We start from the raw sequence: 23,514 nt of genomic DNA, 5'->3' as shown, positions 1-23,514 counted from the left end.
GCCGTGTCCCCACGGGAGCACGGCTACGCGCTCGTCGGGCTGGACCCCGTGCCGGGGGTGGTCGCGGCGGCCTTCCGCGACCACCCGCGGCCGGAGGTCCTGAGGCTGCGGATGTCCTGGACGGCCGACGACGACTGGCTGTTCCGGCCCGTGCTCCCGTACGCGTCCCCGCCCGGGGACGGCGGCACGGACCGGGGGCTCGCGGCGGGGCTCTCGGCCCTGCTGCGGCGGGCCCTGTGCGGGCCCTGGCTGGACGTCCACGCGGACCGGCTGATCGAGCTGCACCGGGTGCGGACCGTCGCGCCCGCCGGGGAGACGGTCCCGGTGCGGCTGCCCGGACCGGTGCCCGGGGCCTGCGAGTTCGCCCTCGTGGCGGTGGCCGGACGGACCGGGGGCGGGACGGGCCGGTCCCGCCTGTACGGCGCCGGCCCGCAGGTGCCCCTGCTGGAGGCCGAGCTCGGGCCGGGGCAGGGGCTGCTGTTCGACCGGCGGGTGATCGCCTACGACGGTCACGAGCTGCGGGCCGGCCCGGACGGCCCGGCCGTGCAGGACCTGCTGGTGGCCCACGTCTTCGCCCCGTCCGGCCCGCAGCCGGCCCTGCGCCGGCGCCCGATGCTGGTCCGCGGCCCGGCCGGCACCCTGATCACCACCCGCCCGGCCCTGCGCTGACACCGCCCGAGGGGGTGGTGGGGAGCTCCCTCCCCACCACCCCCTCCGTTGCGCCCTTCCGCGGCGCGCACACGGGAAAGGGGCCCCGCCGGCCGAGCCGGCGGGGCCCCTTCGCGCGGGGTGCTACTTCCCGGCCGCGCGCAGGAGGGCGTCCAGGCGGGCCAGGTCCGCGTCGCACAGGCGGGCGGCCTCCAGGTCGTCGGGGGCGGCCGCGCAGGCCTGGAAGCGGTCCACGACCAGCAGGCCCTGGGTCTCGATCTCGTCGGACGGCATCACGTACGACCTCCCTCTCAGACCGCGTTGCAGGCGCGGAAGACGTGGACCAGCGCGGGCAGGCTCGCGCCGTGCTGGAAGGCGATGTACTCCGGCAGTACGGCGGAGGGCGCCCACTTCTGCTTGTACTCCAGCTGCGTGCGCGCCGGGTAGATGTGCGCGCCGTGCTCCCAGAGGTGCTCCATGAACCAGTGGAAGCCCAGGCTGTGGCCCGGGAACTGCGGGGCCGTCAGGGAGGTGAAGGGGGTGAAGCCGAAGTGCAGCCAGCGGGTGCCCTCGGCCGTGAACACGTCGATGGCGGCCTTGTTGAGGGCTTCCATCACCCCCGGCGGGGAGTCGGGCCGCCGGCGGCTCAGGTCGTGCATCCAGCCCGGCTGCGGCCCGTACACGGGGGCGTAGGAGACGTAGCCGATCAGTTCGCCGTCGCGGACGGCGGCGAAGAGGCGGCGCAGGTGCTGGTAGCGGCCGCCGGTCTGGCCTACCAGGAACTCCAGGGGTTTGACGCCCTCGCCCTTGGTGGAGAGCCAGGCGGTGTCGAGTTCCGCGATCGCGGCCGCGTGGTCTTCGTACGCGACCTCCTTGATCTCCAGGCCGCTGCGCAGGGCGCGGGAGATCTTGTTGCGCAGCTGCATGAACTTCGTGCCGGCCAGGGTGAAGGTCTCCAGGTCGACGGCGTAGGAGGCGCCCATCTGGTTCACGGTGAAGCCCTGGTCGACGTAGATGTCGGCGTCCGCTCCCTGGAGCTGTACGGACACGATCTCGCGGCCCTGTCCGGCGGCGAAGTCCCGGAACGCGGCGAGGAGGCGGGCGCGGGGGCCGTCCGGGCCGGCGGGGGTGAAGGGGGCGAAGGGGCCGCCGAACTGGACGAGGTAGCGGCCGACGGGCCGGTAGACGATCACTCCGGGCCCGTCCGGGAGCCGGAAATAACTGTTCCCGTCGCTGAAGGCGAAATACGCGCTCGGATTTCCGGCGTCCGCGTACTGCCGGATGGCGTCGAGCGCGACGTCCGTCTCCAGAATCGTTCCGGTCATGTGAAATCCATTCTCGGGGCAGCACTGCGGCACTACGGCTACTTATGGCACGGGGCGCCGGGCACCACAAGGCCGGTCCCGCCCCAGGTCAGCCCTCCGTCAGGGCCAAGTCAGTTGAAAACGCTGGTCAGATGGGCGTCAGGCCTCAGTCAGACAGGGAATGGAAGACTCTCATTCGCACATTCGAGTTTCCGATCGCAGGGAATACCCGGCGGTTCGGACGGGAAATCCGAGAGAGCCCGAGGAGAACACGGCGATGCGTTCCCTGACGACAGCGCGCGGGATCTGCGAGCAATTCCACGCAGGTCTTCTCGACGCACTCGAAGAGCTGCCGCTCAGCGCCCGGGAGGGCGCGGACAGCCCGGTGCTGGAGCTGTACCGCAAGCACGGCGGTCCCGGGCTGCTCGTGCCGGCCGCCTACGGCGGTGCGGCCGCCGGTCCGCTGGAGGCGGTGCGGGTGCAGCGGGCGATCGCCTCGCTCTCGCCCTCCCTGGGCGTGGCCACGACCATGCACCACTTCACCGTGGCGATGCTGTTCCGGCTGGCGCAGGCCACGGGCCGGCTGACCCCGGCCCAGCTGAAGCTGATGTCCGCGGTGGCCTCGGACGGGCTGCTGCTGGCGTCCGGCTGGGCGGAGGGGCGCACCGACCAGAACATCCTGGCGCCGTCGGTGGTCGCCGAACGCACCCCGGGCGGCTACCGGGTCAACGGGGCGAAGAAGCCGTGCAGCCTCTCCGGTTCGATGGACGTGCTGACGGCCAGCGTGCAGGTGACGGAGGAGGACGGGCGCTCCGCGCTGGCGCTGATGCTGATCCCCGCCTCCTCCCCCGGGGTCACGACCCGGCCGTTCTGGGCCACCCCGGTGCTGGCCGCCTCGCAGAGCCACGAGGTCCGGCTCACCGACGTGGAGGTCCCGGAGGACCTCGTCATCCACAGCACCCCCGAGGACGCCGACCGGCTCGACGACCTCCAGACCGCCGGGTTCACCTGGTTCGAACTCCTCGCCACCTCCTCGTACGTCGGCGCCGCGTCCGCCCTGGTCGCGCAGGTGCTGGCCGGCGGGCGGGGCAGTGCCCCGGAGCGGGCGCAGCTGGCGGTGCGGATGGACGCGGCGGTCTCCCTCGTGGAGGGGGCGGCCCGCTCGCTGGAGGACGGCACGGGTGGCGACGAGGCGGTGGCGGCGGTGCTCACCGCCCGCTACGCCACGCAGGACCTGCTCTCCCAGACCGTCGACCAGGCCGTGGAGATGCTGGGCGGGATGGCCTACATCCGTTCGGGTGAGGTGGCCTACCTGGCTTCCGCGGTGCGCGCCCTGGCCTTCCACCCGCCGTCGCGCGCCAGCGTGGCCGCGGAGCTGGCCGAGTACTTCGCCGGCGGCCCGCTGCGCCTGTCCTGACCCGCCGCCGGCGCCCCGTAGCCCCGGCCCACCCGGCCCGCCCCCCCGGCCCGCCCGGCCGGCCCCCCGCAGTGAGGACCCTTCATGGACATCAAGAACCCGGTGGAATCGCCGGTCACCTTCAACCTGCACCGCCTGGAGTACCTGGTCGCGTTCGCCGTGACGATCGGGTTCATCCTGTGGCACTTCATGGACATCAACTGGTTCGCGGCGATCGGCCTGTTCCTCTACATCGACCTCATCGGCTACATCCCGGGCGCGATCGCCTACCGGCGCAGCCCGGACCAGCGGATCCACAAGGCGTACTACGTCCTGTACAACTCGATGCACAGCCTGCTGAGCGTGGCCGCCGTCGGCCTGCTGTGGATGTGGCTGATCGGGCCCGAGTGGGCGCTGCTGGCCCTGCCGTTCCACGTCTTCGGCGACCGCGGGGTCTTCGGCAACTTCCTCAAGCCGTTCGGGCTGCCCTTCGAGCCGGAGGACACCCCGCTGGTGCACCAGCTGACGGCCATGCTGAGGCGCCGTTCGGCCACCGACGGCCCGGTCCCGCTGCCGTACGACGAGCACCCGGCGACCATCGCCGCGACCGCCGCCGCCCCGGCCGTCGGGGTGAACCGGTGAGCCGCTATCCCGCCTGGCTGACGGACCGTTCGCCCTCGGCGTCCGCCGAGGGGTACGAGGACCCCGACGCGGCCCGCCTGGCCCTGCGGCGGCTGGCGTCGAGCGTGACGGTGCTGACGGTCAGCCGTGACGGGGTGCGGCACGGCACCACCGCCAGCGCCGTGGTCACCCTGTCCCGCGACCCGCTGGTCCTGGGCGCGTGCCTGCGGCCCACCTCGACGTTCGCGGCGATGGTCCGCCGGGCCGGCCGCTTCTCGGTGAACGTCCTCGGCTCGGCCCAGCAGGACGTGGCCCGCCGCTTCGCCAATCCGCAGCGCCCGCTCGGCGACGCCCAGTTCGAGGGGTTCGACTGGTCCACCGATCCGCTCACCGGGGCCCCGCTGATCGGCGGGAGCCTGGCCCACATGGCCTGCCGGGTGCTCGGCTGGCACCAGGTCGGCGACCACGACATGCTCCTCGCCGAGGTCACGGGCGGCTCCCACACCGTCGACTCCCCGATGCTCAGCTTCGCCGGGCGCATGCACAGCGCCTGCGTCACCCCCGCCTCTTCCGTCTCCGTTCCCGCTTCCCCCCGTGAGGTTGTGTGATGACCACCCTTCCGCAGATCCCCGTCGAGGCCGACTGGGACCGCGCGCCCAACCTGCTCGACGGCGCCCAGGAGATGACCCTGACGGCCGAGGAGTGCGACCTGGGGTACTGGCTGTCGGCCGTGGCGCAGGGGACCCTGCGCGGGCGGGCCGAAGCCGGGCACGACGCGGTCACCCCGGCGCACATGCGCGAGGAGGGCCCGCTGCGCGAGGCGCTCGTGCTGGAGCTGGGCAACCGGTCGCTGGCCGAGTCCCGTGCCGTGAACGTGCTGTCCCACTACGTCATCGGCGCGCCCGGCGTCGTCGAGCAGGAGTTCTTCACCACGCAGGTGGTCGACGAGGCCCGGCACGCGATGATCTTCCGCAAGCACCTGGTCGACCTCGGGGTGCCGGAGGCCGGGCTGCTGGAGTTCATCCGGGAGCAGGGCACCGACTACACCCGGCGGGTGCTGAACCCGATCGCCGAGTTCGCCACGACCGTCGTGCGCGACGAGGGCGACTTCATCGGCGCCGTCGCGGTGTTCACCATCGTCATCGAGGGCGTGCTCGCCCCGGCGGCCGAGCTGAGCGAGCGCAAGTGGACGCTGCTGGACCCGGCGGCCGCCGAGATCGCCCGCGGGGCCTCCATCGACGAGATCCGCCACCTGACGGTCGGCAGCTCCATCGTCCGCGAGCACCTCGCGCGCAATCCCTCGTACCGGCCGCGGCTGATCGAGCTGATCCGGCGCGGCCGGCAGCTGTGGGACGAGCTGCCGTCGGAGGAGTTCGTGCTGGAGCGCGAGGAGCTGTTCCAGCAGGGCATGTTCGCCCACGCCGAGCTGCTGGAGGACTACGAGGTGTTCCCCGGCTGCAAGCTGCTGGAGACCACCCCGAAGGAGCGCTACGACCTCGCCGAACGGTGGACCGACGACATGGCGGAGGTCCGGCTGCCGTACATGGGCATCCCGGAGGCCGTCGACCTGATCCGCACCCACCCGAGGTAGTCGCGGTGACCTCCACGATTCCCGCGAGAACCGCGGAGCGCCCGGACACCGCCGCCGGTCCCGGGCTGCGGCGGACCCTGACCACCCCCCGGATCGTCTTCCTGGTGGTCGCCGCGGCGGCCCCCATGTCCGGGGTGGTGGGCTCGGTGCCCCTCGCCTACGCCCTCGGCAACGGGGCGGGGGTGCCCGCCACGTTCGCCCTCGCCGGGCTGATCCTGCTGTGCTTCTCCGTCGGGTACGCGGCGATGAGCCGGCACGTGGTGGGCGCGGGCGGCTTCTACACGTACATCGGCCAGGGTCTGGGCAGGCCCCTGGCTGTCGCGGGCGGGCTGACGGCCGTCGTCGCCTACACGGCGGCCGTCGCGGGGGTGGCGGGGGCCTTCGGGTACTTCGCCGAACTCGTCGCCACCGCCCACCGCCTGCCGGTGCCCTGGCCGGTGTGGACGGGCGCGGCGCTGGCCCTGACGGCCGTGATGGGCTACCGGCGGATCGACCTCAGCGCCCGCCTGCTGGCGGTGCTGATGGTCACCGAGGTGGCGGTACTGGGGCTGCTCGCGCTGGCCATCGGCGTACGGCACGGCGCGGACACCCTGCCCGCCACCACCTTCGCCCCGGGCACGGTCTTCACCCCGGGGCTCGGGGTGGCGCTGATGTTCGCCCTGATCTCGTACGTGGGCTTCGAGGCGGCCGCGCTGTACGGCGAGGAGAGCCGCGACCCCAAGCGGAGCGTGCCCGTGGCGACGTACGCGTCCGTCGTGCTCATCACGGTGTTCTTCGCGCTGATCAGCTGGGCGGCCGTCGGGGCGATCGGCGCGGACCGGGTGGCCGGCACCGCCGGGAAGCAGCTCGGGGACCTGTTCTTCCGGCTGTCCGACGACTACCTGGGCGGCTTCGCGACGGGCGTGATGCAGGTCCTGCTCTGCACCAGCCTGTTCGGCGCGCTGCTCGGGCTGCACACCGCCGCCAACCGGTACCTGTTCGTCCTGGGCCGCGAGCGGGTGCTGCCGGCCTCCCTGGCCCGGGTGCATCCGCGGCACGCCTCCCCGTACCGGGCGAGCGTGGTGCTGTCGGTGGCCACGGCCGCCGTGTGCGGCCTGTTCGCGCTCGCGGGCGCGCACCCGTACACCACCCTGGCGACGACCATGCTGGCCCTGGGGACCGTGGGGATCGTCGCCCTCCAGGCGGCGGTGGCGGTGGCGGTGCTGGTGTTCTTCCGGCGGCACCCCGAGGCCCACTGGTGGCGGACCCGGCTGGCCCCGGTGCTGGCCCTGGCCGGGCTGGGGGGCGCGCTGTGGCTGCTGCTGGACAACTTCGCGCTGGTCACCGGGACCGACTCCGTGTGGGTCAACCGGATCCCCTGGCTGATGGCCGCCGCCGCGCTCGGCGGGCTCGGCTACGGCTGGTGGCTGCGGGCCCGCGCGCCCGAGCGGTACCGGGCGATCGCCGCCGCCGCCCATGACGTACCGCGACCGCAGGACATCCCGTAACGAGACCGAGGAGCCGTCATGCACGACCCGCACAGTCTGCTCCAGGAGGAGGCGGAGGCCGATCTGGCCCGCCGCGGCTACCTCCTGGACCGGGACGCCCTGCGCACCCTGACCGAACGGCGCGCCCGGCTGATCGCCGAGCGGGACAAGCTGCGGGCCGAGCAGAACCGCTCGGCGAAGGTCGGCGGGCCGCCGGACGCGGCCGCCCGGGCCCGGCTCCAGGAGGCACGGGAACGGCTGCGGTCGGTGTCGGAGGAGCTCAAGGGCGTGGAGGACGGGCTCAGGGCGCTGCTGCCCACCGTCCCCAACCGGCCGTACGCCGACGTGCCGGACGGGACCGAGCAGGACCCGCCGGTGGTGCGGCGGGTCTGGGGGGAGGTGCCGGGCTTCGAGTTCGAGCCGCGCGACCACGTGGACGTCGGCACCCGGCTGGGGATCCTGGACCCGGTGCGCGCCGCCAAGCTGTCGGGCTCGCGCTTCGCGGTGACCCGGGGGGCGGGGGCCCGGCTGGAACGGGCGCTGGCCGCTTTCCTGCTGGACCTGCACACCACCGAGCACGGCTACACCGAGCACGGGGTGCCGCACCTGGTCAGCCGGGAGACGATGACCGGGACCGGGCAGCTGCCGAAGTTCGAGGACGACCTGTTCCTGACGAACGCCGCCGACCGCGACCTGCTGCTGATCCCGACGGCGGAGGTCCCCCTGGTCAACCTCTACCGGGGCGAGACCCTTCAGGAGGACCAGCTCCCCCTCGCCCTCACCGCGTTCACGCCCTGCTACCGGGCGGAGGCCGGCTCGTACGGGCGGGACACCCGCGGGCTGGTGCGGCTGCACCAGTTCGAGAAGGTGGAGCTGGTGCGGATCTGCCACCCCGACCGGTCCGCCGAGGAGCTGGAGCTGCTGACCGGGCACGCCGAGACGGCCCTGCGGCGGCTGGGCCTGGCGCACCGGGTGGTGGAACTGCGCGCCGGGGACCTCGGGTTCGCGGCCCGGCGCACCTATGACATCGAGGTGTGGCTGCCGGGCCAGGGGACCTACCGGGAGATCTCCTCCTGCTCGGACTGCGGCGACTTCCAGGGCCGCCGGGCCGGCATCCGGGTGCGCGGCCGGGACGGGCGCAAGGCCTTCGCGGCCACCCTGAACGGTTCGGCGCTGCCGGTGGGCCGCACCCTGGTGGCGGTCCTGGAGCAGTACCAGCGTGCGGACGGCTCGGTGACCGTGCCGCCCGCGCTGGTCCCGTACACCGGCTTCTCGGCGATCGCCCCGGACGGCTCGCCGGTGGTCAGCGCCGCCTGATCCCCTCGGCCGGGCTCCCCGCCGGGGAGCCGGCCGGGGGCAGCGCCCGCGACCGCGCCGGTGACCGTACGAGGTCGTCGGCGCGGTCCGGCCAGGTCAGGACCGTCACCGGGGGCAGCTCCCGGGACACGAACGCGGTCATCGCCCACGGGCAGTCCTGCCGGGTGGGCTGGAGCGCGGTGTGCCCGTGCCAGGGCAGGGGGCCGTGCCCGGTGATCCCGCGCAAGGTGACCGAGCCGTCCGGCCCGAAGGCCAGGTCCACCTCCCGGGCGCCGTCGGCCAGTCCGCGCCCGGTGGCCTTGACGGCGGCCTCCAGCAGGGTCCATGCGTGGAAGAAGGTGCCGGCGCCGACCCCGTCCGGCACCCCCGGGTAGACGAAGGCGAGCACGTCGAGGCTGCTGGTGGCCGGGCGGACCAGCTCCACGTCCACCCCGATGGGCCCGGTCTCGGTGGCTCCGAGCAGCAGCAGCCCGTCGGAGCGGGACCAGCTGACGTGCGTGCCGGGCTGGTCGGGCAGGTAGGGCTTGCCGGCCGGGTCGTAGGCGATGCGCAGGTCGTGCGCGGCGATCCCGAGCCGTTCGGCGAGCAGCCGGCGGACGGTGAGGCGGGCCCGGAAGAAGCGGTGGGCCGCCCGGGCGTGGACGAACTCGGCGCCGCGCCGCAGCTCTTCCTCGGTCAGGCCCTCGGGATAGTGCGCACTGATGTCCTGGGGGGCGACCTGGTCGAGGTCGACCAGCCATGCGTCCATGGTGCTCCTTTCTCTGGCACGGCCCTCCCCGGTCCCGGTCGTGCGGCCTGCGCCTACAGGCCGAAGACGCGGGTGCGGGAGCGTGCGGGGTCGCCCGGGCGGAGGTGGAGGCGGCCGGCCGCGGGGAGCATGACGGCCGCGGCGACCGTGCGTTCGGTACGGATGTCCCCGCGTCCGGGGACGCGCAGCGGCGGCCGGGACAGCAGGTCCAGGTGGTCCTCGGGGGTCGCGGTGGCGGGGAGGGCGGCCAGGCCTTCGGTGGCCGCGCGCAGGCGCCGCAGCGAGGAGTTGCGGGCGAAGACGTTGAGTTCGTCGGCGGGGGCGAAGTCCGGGTGGAGGTAGTGGTTGGTGTGGGCGAGCGCGCCGGGGGCGGCGGCCTCGGTGACGCGCAGGTCCCCGTCGAGGTGTTCCACGTACAGGGCCCGCTCGGGGTCGCAGAGCATGAGGGAGCGGGAGCTGGCCAGGGGGAGGTCCGCGAGGAGTTTGAGGGCCTGGCCGGTGTCGGCGGCCGTGTCGAGGAGGTGGCGGATGGCCAGGTACGGGGGGACGCCGGGGCCCCAGGTGCCGCCGAGGACCAGGTTCAGTCCGACGGCGAGGCCGTCGCTGTTGAGGCCGAGGTAGCCCAGCAGGCCGGCGAAGCTGAGGACCAGGGAGCGGCGGGCGGTGCCGGCGCGGGCGATCTCCAGGACGCTGATGTGGGTGTCGAGGTCCCCGTTGAGGTCGACGGTCTGGGCGAGGACGGGCGGGCCGGCGCCGGGGCCGGTGCGGGCGTACGTGGTGCAGTCGCCGCCGGTGCGGATCTTGGAGTAGCCGAGGATCTCGCGGCGCAGCTGGAGCAGCCAGGCCTCGTCCTCGGAGGTGCCGGCGCCGTCGGCGAGGCCGGCCACCTCCTCGGCGAGGTCGGGCAGGCAGTCGGTGACGGCCCGCCGGTGGGCGGTGACGGCCGGGAGGAGGGCGCGGAGGGTCAGGGGCTCGGGGACGAGGTGGTTGAGGCGGGCCAGGCCGTCGTCGAGGAAGGCGCGCAGGGGCGCGGCGAGGGCCGCGCCGTGGGCGCGGCCGATCTCGTACGGGGTGCCGCAGGCCCGTATGTGGCTGATGCCGGGGCCTGCGGCGGCGGGGTCGTTCATGCCGGGACGGCCTTCTTGGGGCCGCGCGCGAGGTGCGCCCGGACGGCGGGCCATTCGGCGCGCAGGATGCTGTAGAAGACGGCGTCGCGGCGGCGGCCGCCGGGCATGTAGTTGAAGCTGCGCAGGACGCCTTCCTCGGTGGCGCCGATGTTGACGAGGCCGCGGCGGGCCTGGACGTTGAGGACGTCGGTCTTGAACTCGGCGCGTTCGGCGCCGAGGACCTCGAAGGCGTGCTCCAGCAGGAGGGCCTTGGCCCAGTGGTTGACGCCGCGGCCGCGGAAGTCGCGGCCGAGCCAGGACCAGCCGAGTTCCAGGCGGCGGTCGGCCTCGGCCATGTTGCCGAAGCTCATGCTGCCGGCGGTGCGGCCGGACTCCTTGTCGGTGATGGTGAAGACGGTGCGGCGGCCGGCGGCGTGGTCGGCGAGGCAGGCGTCGAAGAAGGCCTCGAAGTCGGCGTCGGTCTCGACGGCGGCGACGAAGTAGCGCCAGATGCCGGGGTCCATGGCCACGGCCCGGATGCCCTCGCGGTCGGCGCCGGTGATCGGGGTGAGGCGCACCCGGTCGTTCTCCAGGACGGCGGCGGCGTGCTCGGTCCAGCTCATGGTTCAGGCTCCGGTGGCGGTGACGGTGGCGGTGGCGGTGGCGTGGTGGTGGCGGGCGAGGGCGGCGGTGACGTCGCGGAGGGTCTTCATGTCGGCGAGGTCGTGCTCGGTGAAGTGGGCGAGGTCCACGCCGGTCTCCTCGCAGACCTCGGTGAGGAAGAGGACCTTGTTGAGGGAGGTCAGTCCGTAGGCGGCGACCATGTCGGCGTCCGGGTCGATCTCCTCGGCGGGGACCTCGGGCACCAGGACGAGGGCGAGCTGGTCGCGGGCGGCGTCCTCGAGGGCGGTGTCGGTGGTGTCGGTGGTGTCGGTGGTGTGGGTGGTGTCAGGCATGGATTCCGGCCTCCTGGGAGTGCAGCGGGGCGTGGTAGGCGGCCCGGATGTCGGGGCGCTTCGGCTTGTACTGGGAGGTCAGCAGGCCGCCCTCGATGCTGAACGGCGGGTCGGCGACGAGGACGCGGCTGATGCGCTCGTCGGGGGTGGTGGCCGCGTTGACGGCGGCCAGGCGGGCGGCGATGGCCCGGTGGTCGGCGGGGGCGGTGGCCGGGGAGACCACGGCGACGAGGTCGGTCTGGGTGGGGCTGAACAGCACGCACTCGGCGATGGCCGGGTCGGCGCGCATCAGTTCCTCGATGGGGCGGACGATGACCTTCTTGCCGTTGTCGAGGACGATGACGTCGTCGGCACGGCCGTGGACGAAGAGGTAGCCGTCCTCGTCGAGGTGGCCGAGGTCGCCGGTGCGGACGGTCCCGTCGGGTGAGAAGACCTTCTCGGAGTCGCCGGGGCGGGCGTAGGCGTAGTGGTTGTTGACGGGGTGGGTGCTGCGGACGCTGATGACCCCGTCCTCGCCGATGAGCACCTCCTTGCCGCGTACGGCCCGGCCGACGCTGCCCTCGCGGTGGGCGCCGGGGTGGTTCTTGGTGACGATGCAGGTCTCGTTGAGGCCGTAGCCCTCGTAGAGGGGCAGGCGGGCCTCGTCGTTGAAGAAGCGGAGCACGGTGGGCGAGGCGGGCGCGGAGCCGGTCCACAGGTAGCGGATCCGGTCGCCGAACAGGGCGCGGGCGGCGTGTGCCGGGTCCTGGCCGGGGGTGCGGCGCAGGCGGGCGGTGATCTGGCGGCGGGCGGACTCGTAGAAGGCGGGGACGCCCATGACGACGGTGGGGCGGACGCGGCGCAAGGTGGCGAAGGCGGCCTCGTAGGTGGTGATGGTGACGTCGTGGCCGTGGAGGAGGGCGGAGTAGACCCAGTAGCGCTGCTGGAGGAGGGAGAGGGGCAGGAAGACGAAGAGGTGGTCGTCGGGGGTGTGTTCGAAGATCTCCTGGACGGCGGTGAGGGAGCTGTCGATGCTGCCGGCGGTGGCGCCGAGGCCCTTGGGGATGCCGGTGCTGCCGGAGGTGAACTTGATGGTGGTGACGTCTTCGGTGGTCCAGGTGACGGGTGGGAGCGGCGGCGCCTCCGCGTCGGGGTCCGGGTCGGTCAGCGCCAGGATCCCTTCCATGGGCAGGACCCCGGGGGTCGCGCCGGTGTCCTGGTCGGTGTAGAGGAGGTGCAGGTCGTAGCGGTCGGCGAGGTCGGCGGAGGGGGTGAACTTGCCGGGTTCCAGGCCGGCGGTCTGCGCGCCGAGCCGCAGGGCGGCCAGGTCGAGGAGCACCCATTCCAGGCTGTTGGCGGCGAGGATGCCGATGCGGTGGGCGGGGCCCGTGCCGTGGGTGCTCCGCAGGTGGTGCGCGAGGCGGGCTGCGCGGGCGTGGAGCTCGCGCAGGGGCATGGTGCGGGTGCCGTCCAGTCTGGCGACGTGGATGTGGCCGGTCGCCGGGGGCGGGCCGTCGACGATCCGGCGGATCGTCTCCGGTACCGCCGGGGGTGCGGTCGTCGGTCGGGTGCCGGTCGGCTGTGGCTGGGCGCGCAGTTCCCCGCGCCCCTGGGGGGCCGGCGTCGGCGGTCGGGTGGCCGTTGGGTGGGGGCCCTCGGGGGGCTTCGGCTGGGTGGGGGGCATCAGGAACCCTTCGGCATCAGGGCTGCCGCCATCGCGCGGACCGTGGGGAGTTCTGCGAACTGGTCGAGGGTGAGGGTGGTGCCGAAGCGCTTGCGGGTGGCCGTGAGGATGCGGGCCGCCGCGATGGAGTCGCCGCCGAGGGAGGTCAGGGTGTCCAGGGCGCCGACGTCCGGGCGGCGCAGGACCGTGGACCAGATGTCGCAGAGGATCTTCTCCGCCTGGGTGGCCGGGGCGCTGCCGCCCCGGGCGGGGCCGGTGGTGGGCGCCTGGGCGGCGAGTTCGGCCAGCCGGGCGCGGTCCACCTTGCCGTTGCGGGTCAGGGGGAGCTCTTCGTGCCAGAGCACGGCCGCCGGGAGCATGTAGTCGGGGAGGTCGGCGCGCAGGGCCTGGCGGATCTCGGCCAGGTGGGGCCGGTGGCCGCCGGAGGGGACGAGGTGGGCGACGAGGCGGTTGCCCTGGGGGGCGACGACGGCCCGGCCGATCTCCGCGAGGGCCGCGAGGCGGGTCTCGACCTCGCCGGCCTCGATCCGGTACCCGTTGATCTTGATCTGGAAGTCGCTGCGGCCGAGGATCTGGATGCTGCCGTCGGGCAGGTAGCGGCCCAAGTCGCCGGTGCGGTACAGGCGTTCGCCGCGCACGGGGTCCTCGTAGAAGCGTTCGGCGGTGCGCTCCGGGTCGCCCCAGTAGCCGCGAGCCAGGCCCGTGCCGGCGGCGGTGATCTCGCCGGTGACCCAGTCGGGGGCGTCGAGGCCGTGGCAGTCGAGGACGTAGGCGCGGTTGTTGGAGTTGGGGCGGCCGTAGGGGATGGAGGAGGAACCGTCCTCGTCCTCGCCCACCGGGTGCAGGACGTTCCAGACGGTGGTCTCGGTGGGGCCGCCGAGGGAGACCACCTCCAGGCCCGGCATCAGCTCGCGCAGCTGCGCCGGCAGGGCGGGCGGGATGCGGTCTCCGCTCATCAGGACCAGCCGCAGGCCGGGCGGTACGTCGCCGTCGGAGCGGGCCTGGCCGTGCAGCAGGCCGACGATGGCGGGGACGGAGTTCCACACCGTGACCCCGTACAGCCAGCACAGTTCGAGCCAGTGGGCGGGGTCGGTGGCCTTGTCGCGGTCGGGCATGACGAGGGCGGCGCCGGCCGAGAGGGCGCCGAAGACGTCCCAGACGGACAGGTCGAAGTGGAAGGCGCTGACGGCCATGAACCGGTCCTCGGCGGTGATCCCGAAGCGGCTCTGGCAGTCGGCGACGAGGTTGGCGACGCTGCGGTGGCTGACCATGACGCCCTTGGGGGCGCCGGTGGTGCCGGAGGTGTAGAGCACGTAGGCGAGGTCGTCGGGGTGGGAGCCGGGGAGCCGGTCGGGGAGTTCGGCGCGGCCGGAGCAGGGGCGGGTGAGGTCGAAGGCGGCGACGGTGTCGTCGGAGGGCCGGCCGGAGTTGGTGAGCACGCAGCGCACCTTGCCGTCGGTGAGCATGTACTCCTGCCGGGCGGCGGGCAGGGCGGCGTCCACGGGCAGGTAGGCGGCTCCGGCGAGGACGGTGGCGAGGATGCCGACGATCTGTTCGGGGCCCCGGTGGCAGACGAGGCCGACGAGTTCGCCGCGGCCGACGCCCTGGGCGCGCAGCCAGGTCGCGGCGGTGGCGGCCCGGTGCAGGAGTTCGCCGTAGCTGACGGTGCGGTCGGAGGTGAGGATCGCGGGCGCGGCCGGGGTGCGGGCCGCACGGGCCACGATGGCGTCGCCGAGCATTTCGTCGGGCAGGGCGACGGCGGTGTCGTTGGCGGCGGCGCGGCGCTCGCGCTGGGCGGGCGGCAGCAGGTCGAAGGAGTGGCGCTGCCAGGAGCTCTCGTCGACGAGGGTTTCCAGGAGGGTGCGGTAGCCGTGTGCGAGGTCGTCGAGAAGGCCCTCGCAGAAGAGTTCGTCGATGCCGTCGAGCTGGACGACGAGGGCGCCGTGCTGCTCCATGGCGAAGGCGTTGAGCCAGACCTGGGGGGTCTGGCTGACGGTGTAGACCTCCTTGCCGAAGAGTTCCAGGGCGGAGCCGTCTACCTCGCTGCTGACGTGTCCGATGGCGCTGTTGAAGGTGTACGGCATGCGGGCACCGGTGATCCCGCCGCGGCGGACGGCGAGTTCGCGCAGGAACTCGACGCCGGAGTAGTGCCGGTGGTCGATGTCGGTGTGCAGGCGGGCCTGGAGGAGCTGGGCGCGTTCGGCGAAGGTCAGGCGGCGGTCGACCTCGGCCTCGACGAGGAGGGTGTCGGAGAACTGGCCGATGGCCTCGAAGACCCGGGGGTGGACGGGCGGGCGGTGGGCGATGGTGGTGGTGAGGGTGAACCGCTCTCCCGCGCCCCAGGTGGCGAGGGTTTCGGCGTAGGCGGCGAGCAGCAGGGCGGAGGGGGTGAGGCCGGCGGTCGCGGCGCGGTCCTTGAGGGCGGTCCAGGCGGTGCGCTCCAGGGTGACGCGGCGCGGGGTGAAGCGGGTCTCGGTGAGGGCGGCCGGGCTGGTGCGCAGGGGCAGGTCGGGGTGGGGGGCGAGGTCGTCGGCGCGGTCCAGCCAGTAGGCGCGGGAGCGGTGGGCGGGGGCCTTGTCGCGGGCGGCTTCGAGGGCGGTGAGGTAGTCCTCGTAGGGAAGTTCCTCGTGGAGGTCGGCGCCGGGGCTCTGGTAGGCGTGCCACCAGGCGCGGAAGAACAGGAACATGCTGATGCCGTCCATGACGAGCCCGTCGTGGCCGACGTGGAGGAGCATCCGGTCGTCGTCGAGGATGGTGGCGTCGACGGTGATCAGGGGGGCCTGGTCGGCGGGCAGGACCTGGTGGGAGCGCATCTCGCGGAGCTGGGCGCGGATGGCGTCCTGCTGGCGGGGGGTGTGGGAGCGCAGGTCGAGGACGCCGATGCGGGGGGCGTGGTCGCCGTACTCGGTGGCCTGGCGTTCGTCGGACAGGAAGCGGGAGCGCAGGCCGCTGTGGGCGGCGATCACGGTGTCGAGGGAGGACTGGAGCCGGTCGATGTCCCAGTCGCCCTCGATCTCGTGGAAGACGTGGCTGGAGACGTCGCCGACCTCGAACACCCCGCTGCGGCCGAGGTAGTAGCTGCGCTGGAGGGGGGTGAGGGGGAAGCCGGGGCCGTGGTCGGCCTCGCGCTCCAGGTGGGCGACGAGGGCGGGCTTGGCGGCTCTGACGCGGGCGATGAACTCTGGGTCCATCCGCTCGCGGTTGCCCGTCAGGCGCAGGTCGCCGTCGGCGAGGGTGACGGTCAGCCCGCGCTCGGCCATCTCGCGCAGGATGTGGCGGTGCTGGTTCATCGGGCCTCCCCCGAGGTCAGGGCGGCGACGGCGGCGGGCTCGGCGCGCTCGGCGATGACGGCGGCGAGTTCCGCGAGGGTGCCGCCGTGCAGGAGTTCGTCCATGGACAGGTCGACGTCGAGGGCGTCGAGGATCTGGTACTGGACGGTGACGGCCTGGAGGGAGCCGGCCGCGAGCTGGGTGAGGGTGCGGTGGGCGATCGGCTCGTCGGCGCCGAGCCGCAGGGCGGTGCGGGCGACCTGGGTGAGCCAGGGGGTGAGGACGGGCTCGGCCGCGTCGGCGCCCTGCGCCCGCTGCGCGGCCGGGGAGGGCTGGAAGAACACGGCGTCGGAGAGGTCGACGGCGGCGCCGGGGGTGAGGAGTTCGACGGTACGGGGCCACGTGCGCGGGGTTTCGAGGTCCAGGGCGGCGGCCAGCCGGGCGGCGAAGCGGGGCATGAGGGGGGCGGCGGCGTGCGCGAGGAGGCGGGCGGCGGCCAGTTCGAGGGCGACGGCGGTGCGGTTCTCGTCCTCCCAGCCGGGGGTGTCGGTGAGGAGGCCTTCGGCGCGGGTGAAGCGGACGGTGTCGCGGACGATGCCGTCGAGTTCGGCGGCGGCCTGGGTGAGGGAGAAGGAGTCGTTGCCGAGGGCGCCGGTGACGGCGTCGAGGCGGGTGCCGAGGCGGGCGAGGAAGGCGGTGTGCTCGGGGGTCCAGTTCCCGGCGTCGGGGGCGCGGCCGCCGTGGTGTTTGGCGACGCGGGCGCCGAGGTCGTTGAGCCACTGCTGCCAGGTGCCGACGAGGGTGTCGGCGAGGGTGGCCTCGTAGGCGGCGCGCCGGAAGTCGGTGCGCAGGCCCTCGGGGCGGGTGGCGGCGAGGAAGTAGCGGACGGCGTCGACGGTGTCGGGGCTGAGGACCTCCTTGCCCCAGATCGCGTGCCGGCGGCTGGTGGAGAACTTCTCGCCCTCCAGCAGGTAGAACTCGTTGACGTGGTAGTCGATGTCGGGGGTCCAGCCGGGGTGGGCGAGCTGGTAGAGGACCGGGTAGAGCACGGAGTGGTAGAAGCTGTTGTCGTAGCCGAAGAAGTGGACGATCTTCCAGTCGGCGGAGGGCTCCGCGGCCCGCCAGGGGCGGCCGAGTCGGGCGCCCAGTGACTGGATGCCGTGCAGGAACCCGTAGCTCATCTCGGGCCAGACCCAGATGACCTGCCCGTCGGTGTCGTCCTCGCGGGGTTCGACGCCCCAGTCGGAGGGGTGGGTGAGGGGGAGGTCGAGGGCGGGCCGGCGGAAGAGCCGGTCGGCGAGTTCGCGCAGCCGGGCGGGGACGCGGCCGCGCCGGTGGTGGGCGCGGACGTCGCCGGCGTAGGCGTGCAGGGGCAGGGTCCAGCGGGCGGCGGGGGCGGGGCGGGGTGCGCTGCCGGTGGAGGTGGAGCGGGGGTCGGCGAGGTCGGCGACGGTGTTGGGTTCGCCGCACTCCTCGCAGAGGTTGCCGCAGGTGGCGGCGCCGCAGCCGGGGCAGCCGCCGGTGACGTCGGCCTCGTAGAGGTAGGCGCCGGTGCGGGCGTCGTAGAGGGCTTCGTGCGCGGTGACGGCGATCTCGCCGGAGGCGACGAGCCGGCTGAAGAAGTCCTTGAGCCCGTCGCGGTAGCCGGGGTCCTGGTCGGTGACGGTGTACTGGTCGAGGGGTATGTCCATCAGCCGCAGGGTTTCGGCGATCTCGGCGCTGTAGTGGGCGGCGGTCTCGGCGGGGGTGCGGCCTCCCTGGCGGGCGGCGCCGAGGACGTAGCTCTGGTAGTCGTCGCTGCCGGTGAGGTGGTAGGCCTCGGTGCCGTTCATGCGCTGGAAGCGGGTGAAGGCGTCGGCGCCGAGGTAGGGGCCGGCGAGGTGGCCCAGGTGCAGGTCGCCGTTGGGGGTGGGCGGGGTGGAGAAGACGAAGACGGGGCGGTCGCCGAAGCCGGTGCGCACGGGTGCGGAGGCGGCGTCGGCGGCCCGCTGGGCGTCGCGCCAGTACTGGGTGAAGAAGACCAGGTCGGTGCCGGCGTCCGTGGGGTTCTCCGGGCCGGTGTTCCGCAGGACGTGGGACTCGAAGGGCTCGAAGAGGACGACGGTGCCGGGGACGGCCTCGTGGCGTTCGCCGTCGATGAGGAACTCGCCGCGGCCGGAGACGATGACGAACAGTTCGGTCTCGTCGTGGTGGTGGTCGTCGGTGGCCCGGCCGGGGGCGACCCGGCCCCAGCCGGCACCGGTCCCGAAGCCCTCCACACCGCTCATGTCGATGCCGAACGCCTGCTCCAGCACGTCGTCGTCATAACGCGCGATGATCATGTCGTGGCCTTTCGCGGGGACGGGAGGGACGGGATCAGGTCGGCGGCGCGGGCGGCGAGCGCCGGGGCCAGGCGGTAGCCGGAGCCTCCCGCTGCGCCCGCGAAGACCAGCCGGCCGTAGGGGTCGAGGGCGGTGACCAGGGGCCTGCCGTCGGGTCCGTAGGCGTCGCAGAACACCCGGCCCGACCGGCAGTGGGCGGCCAGGGCGGGGGCGTAGCGGGTGAGCAGGGCGCGGCCCTCGCGCAGGTGGGCGGTGGTGAGGGCCGGGTCGACGGTGGCGGGGTCGGCGTCCCATTCGGGGCAGGTGTAGCTGAACAGCCAGTGGCCGCGGTGGTGGACGGGCAGCAGGAAGGCGTCCTCCTCGTGCAGGACGACGGCCCGGTCCCCGGGGGCGGGCGGGGTCTCCACGTGCAGGGCGACGACCTTCTTGACCCGGGCCCGCAGCGGGGCGACGAGCTCGCGCCAGGCGGGCTCGGCCAGCCAGGGGCCGGGGGCGAGGACGACGTGCCCGGCGGTGAGGGTGGCGCCGCCGCTCAGGGTGAGGCGGGCGCCGCCGGGTCCGGCGGCGACGGTCAGGGCGGCGACGCCCTCGCGGAAGGAGACGGCGGGGCGCAGGTCGGCGGCGAGGAGCTGGGTGAGGGTGTGGACGTCGGCGTACTGGCAGCCGTCGCCCTCCCAGGCCCCGAAGTCCTTGGGCAGGGCGGGGACGCAGGAAGGCAGGTCGCCGGTCCAGCGGAGCTTGGCCTCGGGGAGGTAGGTCTCGCGCAGGGCCTCCTCGGCGGACTCGGGCGCGAGGACGGTCATGCCGAGGGGGTGGATGGGCAGGTCGGGGCGGGCGGTGTGGAGGTCGGCGTAGAAGCGCTCGCTCTCGGCGGCCAGGGCGCGGACGGTCTCGTCGGCCCCGCGCGGGAAGTGCAGTCCGGCGGAGCGGCGGGTGGCGCCGGAGCCGATCATGTCCCGGTCGAGGACGGTGACGGTGGCGGAGGGGTCGCGGGAGAGGACCTCGCGGGCGACGAGCACGCCGAGGATGCCCGCGCCGACCACGGCGACGTCGGTACGGGCCCCGGCCGGCCCGCCCGCGTGGCGGGCGGTGGAGCGGTAGGCGGGGGCGGCGGTGGGGTCGGCCGGCGCGGCGGCCGCAGGCCCGGACGGGGTGGCGGCCGGGGTGGACGGGGTGGTGGCCGGGGTGGCAGCCGCGGGTGCGGGCGCCGGGGCCGGGGCGGGACCTGCGGCCGGGTGGGCCTCGGGGTCGGTGGTCAGGGGGCGGCAGGTTCCGGTGCGGTCCGTGGTCATCAGGCGGTCCACCGTTCGTCCTGGGAGGTCTTGGAGGACCACTCGATGAAGGAGGCGAGCTGCTCGTCCCCGCGTACGCCGCACAGCCGGTCGGCGATGCGCCGGCTGCGCCAGGCGTTGAGGCTGAGGTTGGGGTCGGCGAGGCCGCGCTGGCCGCGGACCCCGTTCTGGACGAAGATCCGGCGGTCGGCGGGCCCGTCCCAGCGGACGGCGTAGTCCTCGTCGACGCGCAGTTCCTCGCCCTCCCGCTCCAGGCGCCCGGCGAGCGGGGCGAGGAAGTCGGTGGCGGCGGGCCGGTAGCCGGTGGCCCAGACGACGACGTCGGTCTCGAACTTCTCGACGGATTCCGTCTCCTGGGTGTGCCGGGCGCGGACCTCCCAGCCGCCGAAGGGGCCGGGCCGGACGTCGAAGACCTCGCGGCCCGGGTGGAGTGCGACCAGGTCCTCGTTGCCGTCCACGAACCGGTGCATGTAGATGCCCTGGTAGATCTCGCGCAGCGTGGACTCGGAGATGCCGTCGCTGCTGAGGACGTTGCGGGAGTTCAGCGAGTGGCGGCGCTCGCGCGGCAGTCCGTAGAAGTAGTCGGCGTGGCTGGGCATGTAGTAGTCGTTGGTGAAGGGCGAGTCGTCGATCGGCAGGTAGTTCGCGCGCCGCGAGATCCACGAGACCCGGCGGGGCAGCTCCCAGCCGCCCCGGGAGATCAGGTCGAGGAAGGCCTCGGCACCGGACTGGCCGCCGCCGATGACCACGACCCGCTTGCCTCCGACGTCCTGCGCGTTGGCCATGTAGTCGCTGACGTGGAACTGGGTGGGGCCGAGCTGGTGCTCCCCGAGCGGAGGCACCCAGGGGCGGCTGCCGACGCCGACGACGACGTTCTCGGCGGTGACCGTGCGGCGCGCGGTGCGGACCGTGAACGCCCCGAGCCCGTCGTCGAAGTCGACCTCCTCCACTCCCTCGCCGAAGACGACGTTCTCGTTGTTGCGGCTGGCCCAGGCCAGGTAGTTGCGGAACTCCAGCCGGGGCACGTCGTCGAACCGGGCGTTGAGGAAGTGGTAGACCCGGCCCTTGGCGTGCAGGTAGGAGAGGAAGGAGAAGGGGTTCGCGGGGTCGGCCAGGCTGACCAGGTCCTTGAACTGGGAGACCTGGAGGCTGGTGCCGGGGATCTGCTGGCCGTCGTGCCAGCCGAAGGACTCCTTGCGGTCGAGGAAGAGATTGGGTACGTCCGGCCTGCTGTGCAGCAGGGACGCCAGGCTGAGGTTGGCCGGGCCCACGCCGACTCCCACGCAGCGGAAGTGCGTGATGCCCGGCCGGAAGCTCTCGTGCCCCATGGTTCGGAACCTCTCGTTCGTTGTGCGGTGGCTGAGGTGAGGGGGAAGTGGGGTGAGGGAGGGGTGGGGTGGGTCGTCAGACGGTCACGCCGGTGCTCCCGTGGGAGCGGGGGCGGTCTCCTCGTAGCGGCCGGCGAGTCCGTGGGCGCCGAGGAACGACAGCCACCGCGAGGCCTCGCCGGGGGTCTCGGCGGCCCGGTTCAGCCCGGCGGGCAGGGCGCCGGACAGGATCCGCGTGACCCCGTAGGCGACGGGGAGGGAGACGCAGCGGGCCATGGCGGACTCGTCCGGTCCGCCGGTGAGGTCCAGCAGCCGGGAGCCGCGCCAGCGCTCGCCCGACCTGGTGCGCAGCTCCAGGGAGACGGACAGCACGACGCGGTCGCGGTCGGCGGGGCCGGCGCGGTGGCGGGCGGCGAGCTCGTACGCCAGGGCGCGGACGGCGTCGGGGTCGCCGGCGGAGACGGTGTCGAAGACCTCCTTCCAGGCGGTGCGCCAGCCGGAGTTGCGCAGGGTGCCGCGGACGAAGGTGTCGAGGTGCCAGTAGTACGGGATGCCGTACTGGGCGACGAAGGGGAGGCTGTCGCGGTTGGGGTAGGCCTCGAACTCCTCGCCCGCCAGGGTCAGCGGGGCCGTCGCCTCCCAGGGGCGGGGGGCGGTGACCTCGGCGCGGGCTTCGATGTAGCGGGCCGGGGCGGCGAGGGCGGCGAGGACCCCGTGCGGGGCCCAGCTGAAGCGGTAGCGGAACGGTCCGGGGACCGCCGGGAGGCCTCCGCAGTACGAGGTGAACACGGCGGTCGCCGGGGAGGGGCCGAACGCCTCGCGGGCCCGGGCGACGAGGTCGTGGGCCATGAGGTGGTCGATGCCGGGGTCGAGTCCGGCCTCGGTGAGGACGACGGTACGGGCCCGGGCGGCCGCCCGCTGCGCCTGTTCGGCCAGCTCCGGGGAGGTGTAGCTGGTGCAGGCGAAGTGGGCGCCGCGGTCGGCGGCCAGGCCGAGCAGCGGGGCGTGCTCGGCGGCCGGGAGCATGGAGACGAGGACGTCGCCCGCGCCCGTCTCCGCCGCCAGGGCGGCGGGGGTGAGGGCGCGGACCTCGGCGCGGCCCGCCAGGCCGAGGGCGGCCAGGCGGGCCGCGGCGCGCTCGGCGGTGCGGTCCCACAGGACCACCCGCCGGGCGCGCTCGCAGACGAGGGAGAGGCCGGAACGGCCGGTGGACAGGCCGGTGCCTATCCAGTGGACGGTGCCGGACGCGGGGGCCGCGGCGGGGGCGGCGGGGGCGGATAAGTCAGATGACAAGGGGTGCCTCCTGGGTTTCGACGGCCGTCCGGTAGCGGTGCAGGGCGCGGGCCCACACGCCGTCCCACTCGGGCAGGCGCAGCAGGTGCGGGGCGAGTTCGGCGGAGAAGGCGGTGGCGGCCTCGACGGGGAGGAGCGAGGGGAGGTTGTCGATGGCGATCAGGTCGAGGGGGCGGTCGCCGTCGCGCAGGGTGCGGACGGGGGCGTCCCAGGTGGTGGTTTCGTCGTAGACGGGCAGGACGTTGCAGTCGGAGGTGACGTCGCAGGTGACGTCGCAGACCAGGGAGAGGCGGCGGGCGCTTTCGTCCAGGTCGGCCTTGGTCAGGAAGGGCGGGACGGGGGTGGTGGTCAGGACGGTGTTGACGAGCAGGTCGTGGCCGAGGAGGGCGGCCCGGTCGAGGGCGCGGGTCTCGGGCAGGTCCCAGCGGGTGGGTTCCAGGCCGGCCTGGACGAGGGCGTCGCAGGCGCCGCGGCCGCAGCGGCCGAGGGCGCCGATGACGAGGGCGGTGGTGGTGTCGCCGGCCGTGGCGGTGGAGGCCAGGAGGGCGTCGAGGGCGGGGCGGTCGGTGGGGACCAGCGGGGTGGTGAGGGCGCGGCGGTGGTGCAGGACGGCGAGGGCGGCGCCGACGTAGCCTGCCCAGTAGCCGAAGGCGGCGACGCGGCGGCCGGAGTCGTCGGTGAGGTATTCCATGTCGAGGAGGGCGCCGCCGCCGGCGGTGAAGCGGGCCAGCAGCTCACGGGCGCCGGCCTGGCCCTTGTAGGCGTGGCCGAAGTAGATGTGCCGGTGGCGCAGGGCGGGGGCGCCGGGGCCGGCGGGGAGTTCCTTCAGGCCGAGGACGTACGCGTCGTCGGGGGCCTGCTCGTGCCAGGAGCCGGCGGGGGCGGTGGCGCAGCCGGCGGCCGTGTAGGCGGCGAGGGGGAAGGCGCGCTGCGCCGACTCCTCGACGGTGATGCGGATCCCGGCCTCGACGAGGCGGGCGGCGTCCTGCGGGGTGAGGGGGGCGCGGCGTTCCGTACGGCGGGCCTCGTGCCGCATCCAGAGGTGAGTGCTGTCTGACATGTTGCGGTTTGTCCTGTCTGGAGGCATGGGGGTGGGTGACCCCCGGCCTGATCGCGGTGGCGGGGGCTGCGTCCTGGACGTTCTCGCGCGGGGGGTTGCGAAAGTCCTGCGCCGTGGGTGCCGTGCGGGACTTTC

The 23,514-nt window shown here is 74.0% G+C and carries 20 protein-coding genes; 7 read left to right on the top strand and 13 right to left on the bottom strand.

The features are described 5' to 3' along the window. The first annotated feature begins 3 nt into the window (after window positions 1-3). Window positions 4-669 carry a hypothetical protein gene (locus BX286_RS34905; RefSeq protein WP_079432290.1) on the top strand — a complete coding sequence of 222 codons (666 nt, stop codon included), beginning with the start codon at window positions 4-6 and terminating at the stop codon, window positions 667-669. A gap of 123 nt (window positions 670-792) precedes the next feature. On the opposite strand, the gene BX286_RS36870 is transcribed toward BX286_RS34905, so the two are convergent. Together BX286_RS36870 and BX286_RS34900 are read right to left on the bottom strand one after the other, a co-directional pair. Beyond that, window positions 793-942 (bottom strand): hypothetical protein, encoded by a 150-nt coding sequence (locus BX286_RS36870; protein ID WP_167747666.1) that lies wholly within the window; start codon window positions 940-942, stop codon window positions 793-795. A 17-nt stretch (window positions 943-959) separates the two neighbouring features. Further along, a complete protein-coding gene (locus tag BX286_RS34900) occupies window positions 960-1,973 on the bottom strand; it encodes a bifunctional lysylphosphatidylglycerol flippase/synthetase MprF (protein WP_079432291.1) in 1,014 nt (337 codons plus the stop codon). A gap of 256 nt (window positions 1,974-2,229) precedes the next feature. On the opposite strand from BX286_RS34900, the gene BX286_RS34895 reads away from it, so the two are divergent. The 6 genes from BX286_RS34895 to serS all read left to right on the top strand — a co-directional run bounded on the left by BX286_RS34895 (window position 2,230) and on the right by serS (window position 8,343). Further along, window positions 2,230-3,369: an acyl-CoA dehydrogenase family protein gene (locus tag BX286_RS34895; RefSeq protein ID WP_100864969.1), complete on the top strand. Its 1,140-nt coding sequence runs from the start codon at window positions 2,230-2,232 to the stop codon at window positions 3,367-3,369. An 84-nt stretch (window positions 3,370-3,453) separates the two neighbouring features. Further along, on the top strand, window positions 3,454-3,990 hold the full coding sequence (locus tag BX286_RS34890; RefSeq protein WP_079432293.1) for a hypothetical protein: 537 nt from the start codon (window positions 3,454-3,456) through the stop codon (window positions 3,988-3,990). After that, the gene (locus BX286_RS34885; protein WP_237293434.1) at window positions 3,987-4,577 is read left to right on the top strand and encodes a flavin reductase family protein; all 591 of its coding nucleotides are present in this window, start codon (window positions 3,987-3,989) and stop codon (window positions 4,575-4,577) included. The genes BX286_RS34890 and BX286_RS34885 overlap by 4 nt, the downstream gene beginning before the upstream one ends. After that, window positions 4,577-5,560 carry a VlmB-like protein gene (locus BX286_RS34880; protein ID WP_121017863.1) on the top strand — a complete coding sequence of 328 codons (984 nt, stop codon included), beginning with the start codon at window positions 4,577-4,579 and terminating at the stop codon, window positions 5,558-5,560. The genes BX286_RS34885 and BX286_RS34880 overlap by 1 nt, the downstream gene beginning before the upstream one ends. Window positions 5,561-5,565: 5 nt before the next feature. Next, complete coding sequence (locus BX286_RS34875) at window positions 5,566-7,047, top strand: APC family permease (RefSeq protein WP_261993680.1); 1,482 nt, start codon at window positions 5,566-5,568, stop codon at window positions 7,045-7,047. A gap of 18 nt (window positions 7,048-7,065) precedes the next feature. Next, complete coding sequence (serS, locus tag BX286_RS34870; protein ID WP_121017862.1) at window positions 7,066-8,343, top strand: serine--tRNA ligase; 1,278 nt, start codon at window positions 7,066-7,068, stop codon at window positions 8,341-8,343. Here the strand turns inward: serS and BX286_RS34865 are convergent. From BX286_RS34865 to BX286_RS34805, 11 genes are all read right to left on the bottom strand, one after another. Further along, the gene (locus tag BX286_RS34865) at window positions 8,330-9,091 is read right to left on the bottom strand and encodes a 4'-phosphopantetheinyl transferase superfamily protein (RefSeq protein WP_100864971.1); all 762 of its coding nucleotides are present in this window, start codon (window positions 9,089-9,091) and stop codon (window positions 8,330-8,332) included. The two genes, serS and BX286_RS34865, sit on opposite strands and share 14 nt — an antisense overlap. 53 nt (window positions 9,092-9,144) lie before the next feature. Next, window positions 9,145-10,218: a C45 family peptidase gene (locus BX286_RS34860; RefSeq protein WP_121017861.1), complete on the bottom strand. Its 1,074-nt coding sequence runs from the start codon at window positions 10,216-10,218 to the stop codon at window positions 9,145-9,147. Beyond that, on the bottom strand, window positions 10,215-10,820 hold the full coding sequence (locus tag BX286_RS34855) for a GNAT family N-acetyltransferase (protein WP_079432298.1): 606 nt from the start codon (window positions 10,818-10,820) through the stop codon (window positions 10,215-10,217). The genes BX286_RS34860 and BX286_RS34855 overlap by 4 nt, the downstream gene beginning before the upstream one ends. A 3-nt stretch (window positions 10,821-10,823) precedes the next feature. Next, window positions 10,824-11,153 carry an acyl carrier protein gene (locus BX286_RS34850; protein WP_121017860.1) on the bottom strand — a complete coding sequence of 110 codons (330 nt, stop codon included), beginning with the start codon at window positions 11,151-11,153 and terminating at the stop codon, window positions 10,824-10,826. After that, window positions 11,146-12,816, bottom strand: a complete 1,671-nt coding sequence (locus tag BX286_RS34845; protein WP_121017859.1) for an AMP-binding protein — start codon at window positions 12,814-12,816, stop codon at window positions 11,146-11,148. Before BX286_RS34845 ends, BX286_RS34850 begins: the two co-directional genes overlap by 8 nt. After that, window positions 12,816-16,106, bottom strand: coding sequence for a non-ribosomal peptide synthetase (locus BX286_RS34840; RefSeq protein ID WP_121017858.1), 3,291 nt, complete (start codon window positions 16,104-16,106; stop codon window positions 12,816-12,818). Before BX286_RS34840 ends, BX286_RS34845 begins: the two co-directional genes overlap by 1 nt. Next, a complete protein-coding gene (locus BX286_RS34835; protein WP_121017857.1) occupies window positions 16,103-18,406 on the bottom strand; it encodes a class I tRNA ligase family protein in 2,304 nt (767 codons plus the stop codon). The genes BX286_RS34840 and BX286_RS34835 overlap by 4 nt, the downstream gene beginning before the upstream one ends. Next, on the bottom strand, window positions 18,403-19,698 hold the full coding sequence (locus BX286_RS34830; RefSeq protein ID WP_222842098.1) for an FAD-binding oxidoreductase: 1,296 nt from the start codon (window positions 19,696-19,698) through the stop codon (window positions 18,403-18,405). Before BX286_RS34830 ends, BX286_RS34835 begins: the two co-directional genes overlap by 4 nt. Continuing rightward, complete coding sequence (locus BX286_RS34815) at window positions 19,698-21,026, bottom strand: lysine N(6)-hydroxylase/L-ornithine N(5)-oxygenase family protein (RefSeq protein ID WP_079432303.1); 1,329 nt, start codon at window positions 21,024-21,026, stop codon at window positions 19,698-19,700. Before BX286_RS34815 ends, BX286_RS34830 begins: the two co-directional genes overlap by 1 nt. 84 nt (window positions 21,027-21,110) lie before the next feature. Continuing rightward, window positions 21,111-22,319, bottom strand: a complete 1,209-nt coding sequence (locus BX286_RS34810; RefSeq protein ID WP_100864975.1) for a saccharopine dehydrogenase C-terminal domain-containing protein — start codon at window positions 22,317-22,319, stop codon at window positions 21,111-21,113. After that, entirely contained in the window at window positions 22,309-23,379 is a 1,071-nt protein-coding gene (locus tag BX286_RS34805) for a saccharopine dehydrogenase (protein WP_222842097.1), read from the bottom strand. Before BX286_RS34805 ends, BX286_RS34810 begins: the two co-directional genes overlap by 11 nt. Window positions 23,380-23,514: the final 135 nt, after the last annotated feature.

Origin of the sequence: Streptomyces sp. 3211.6, assembly GCF_003634815.1 — a bacterium.
Taxonomy (GTDB): Bacteria; Actinomycetota; Actinomycetes; order Streptomycetales; family Streptomycetaceae; genus Streptomyces; species Streptomyces katrae_A.
Note: the sequence above shows the minus strand (reverse complement) of the source record. Positions and strands in the feature narration are given on the sequence as shown.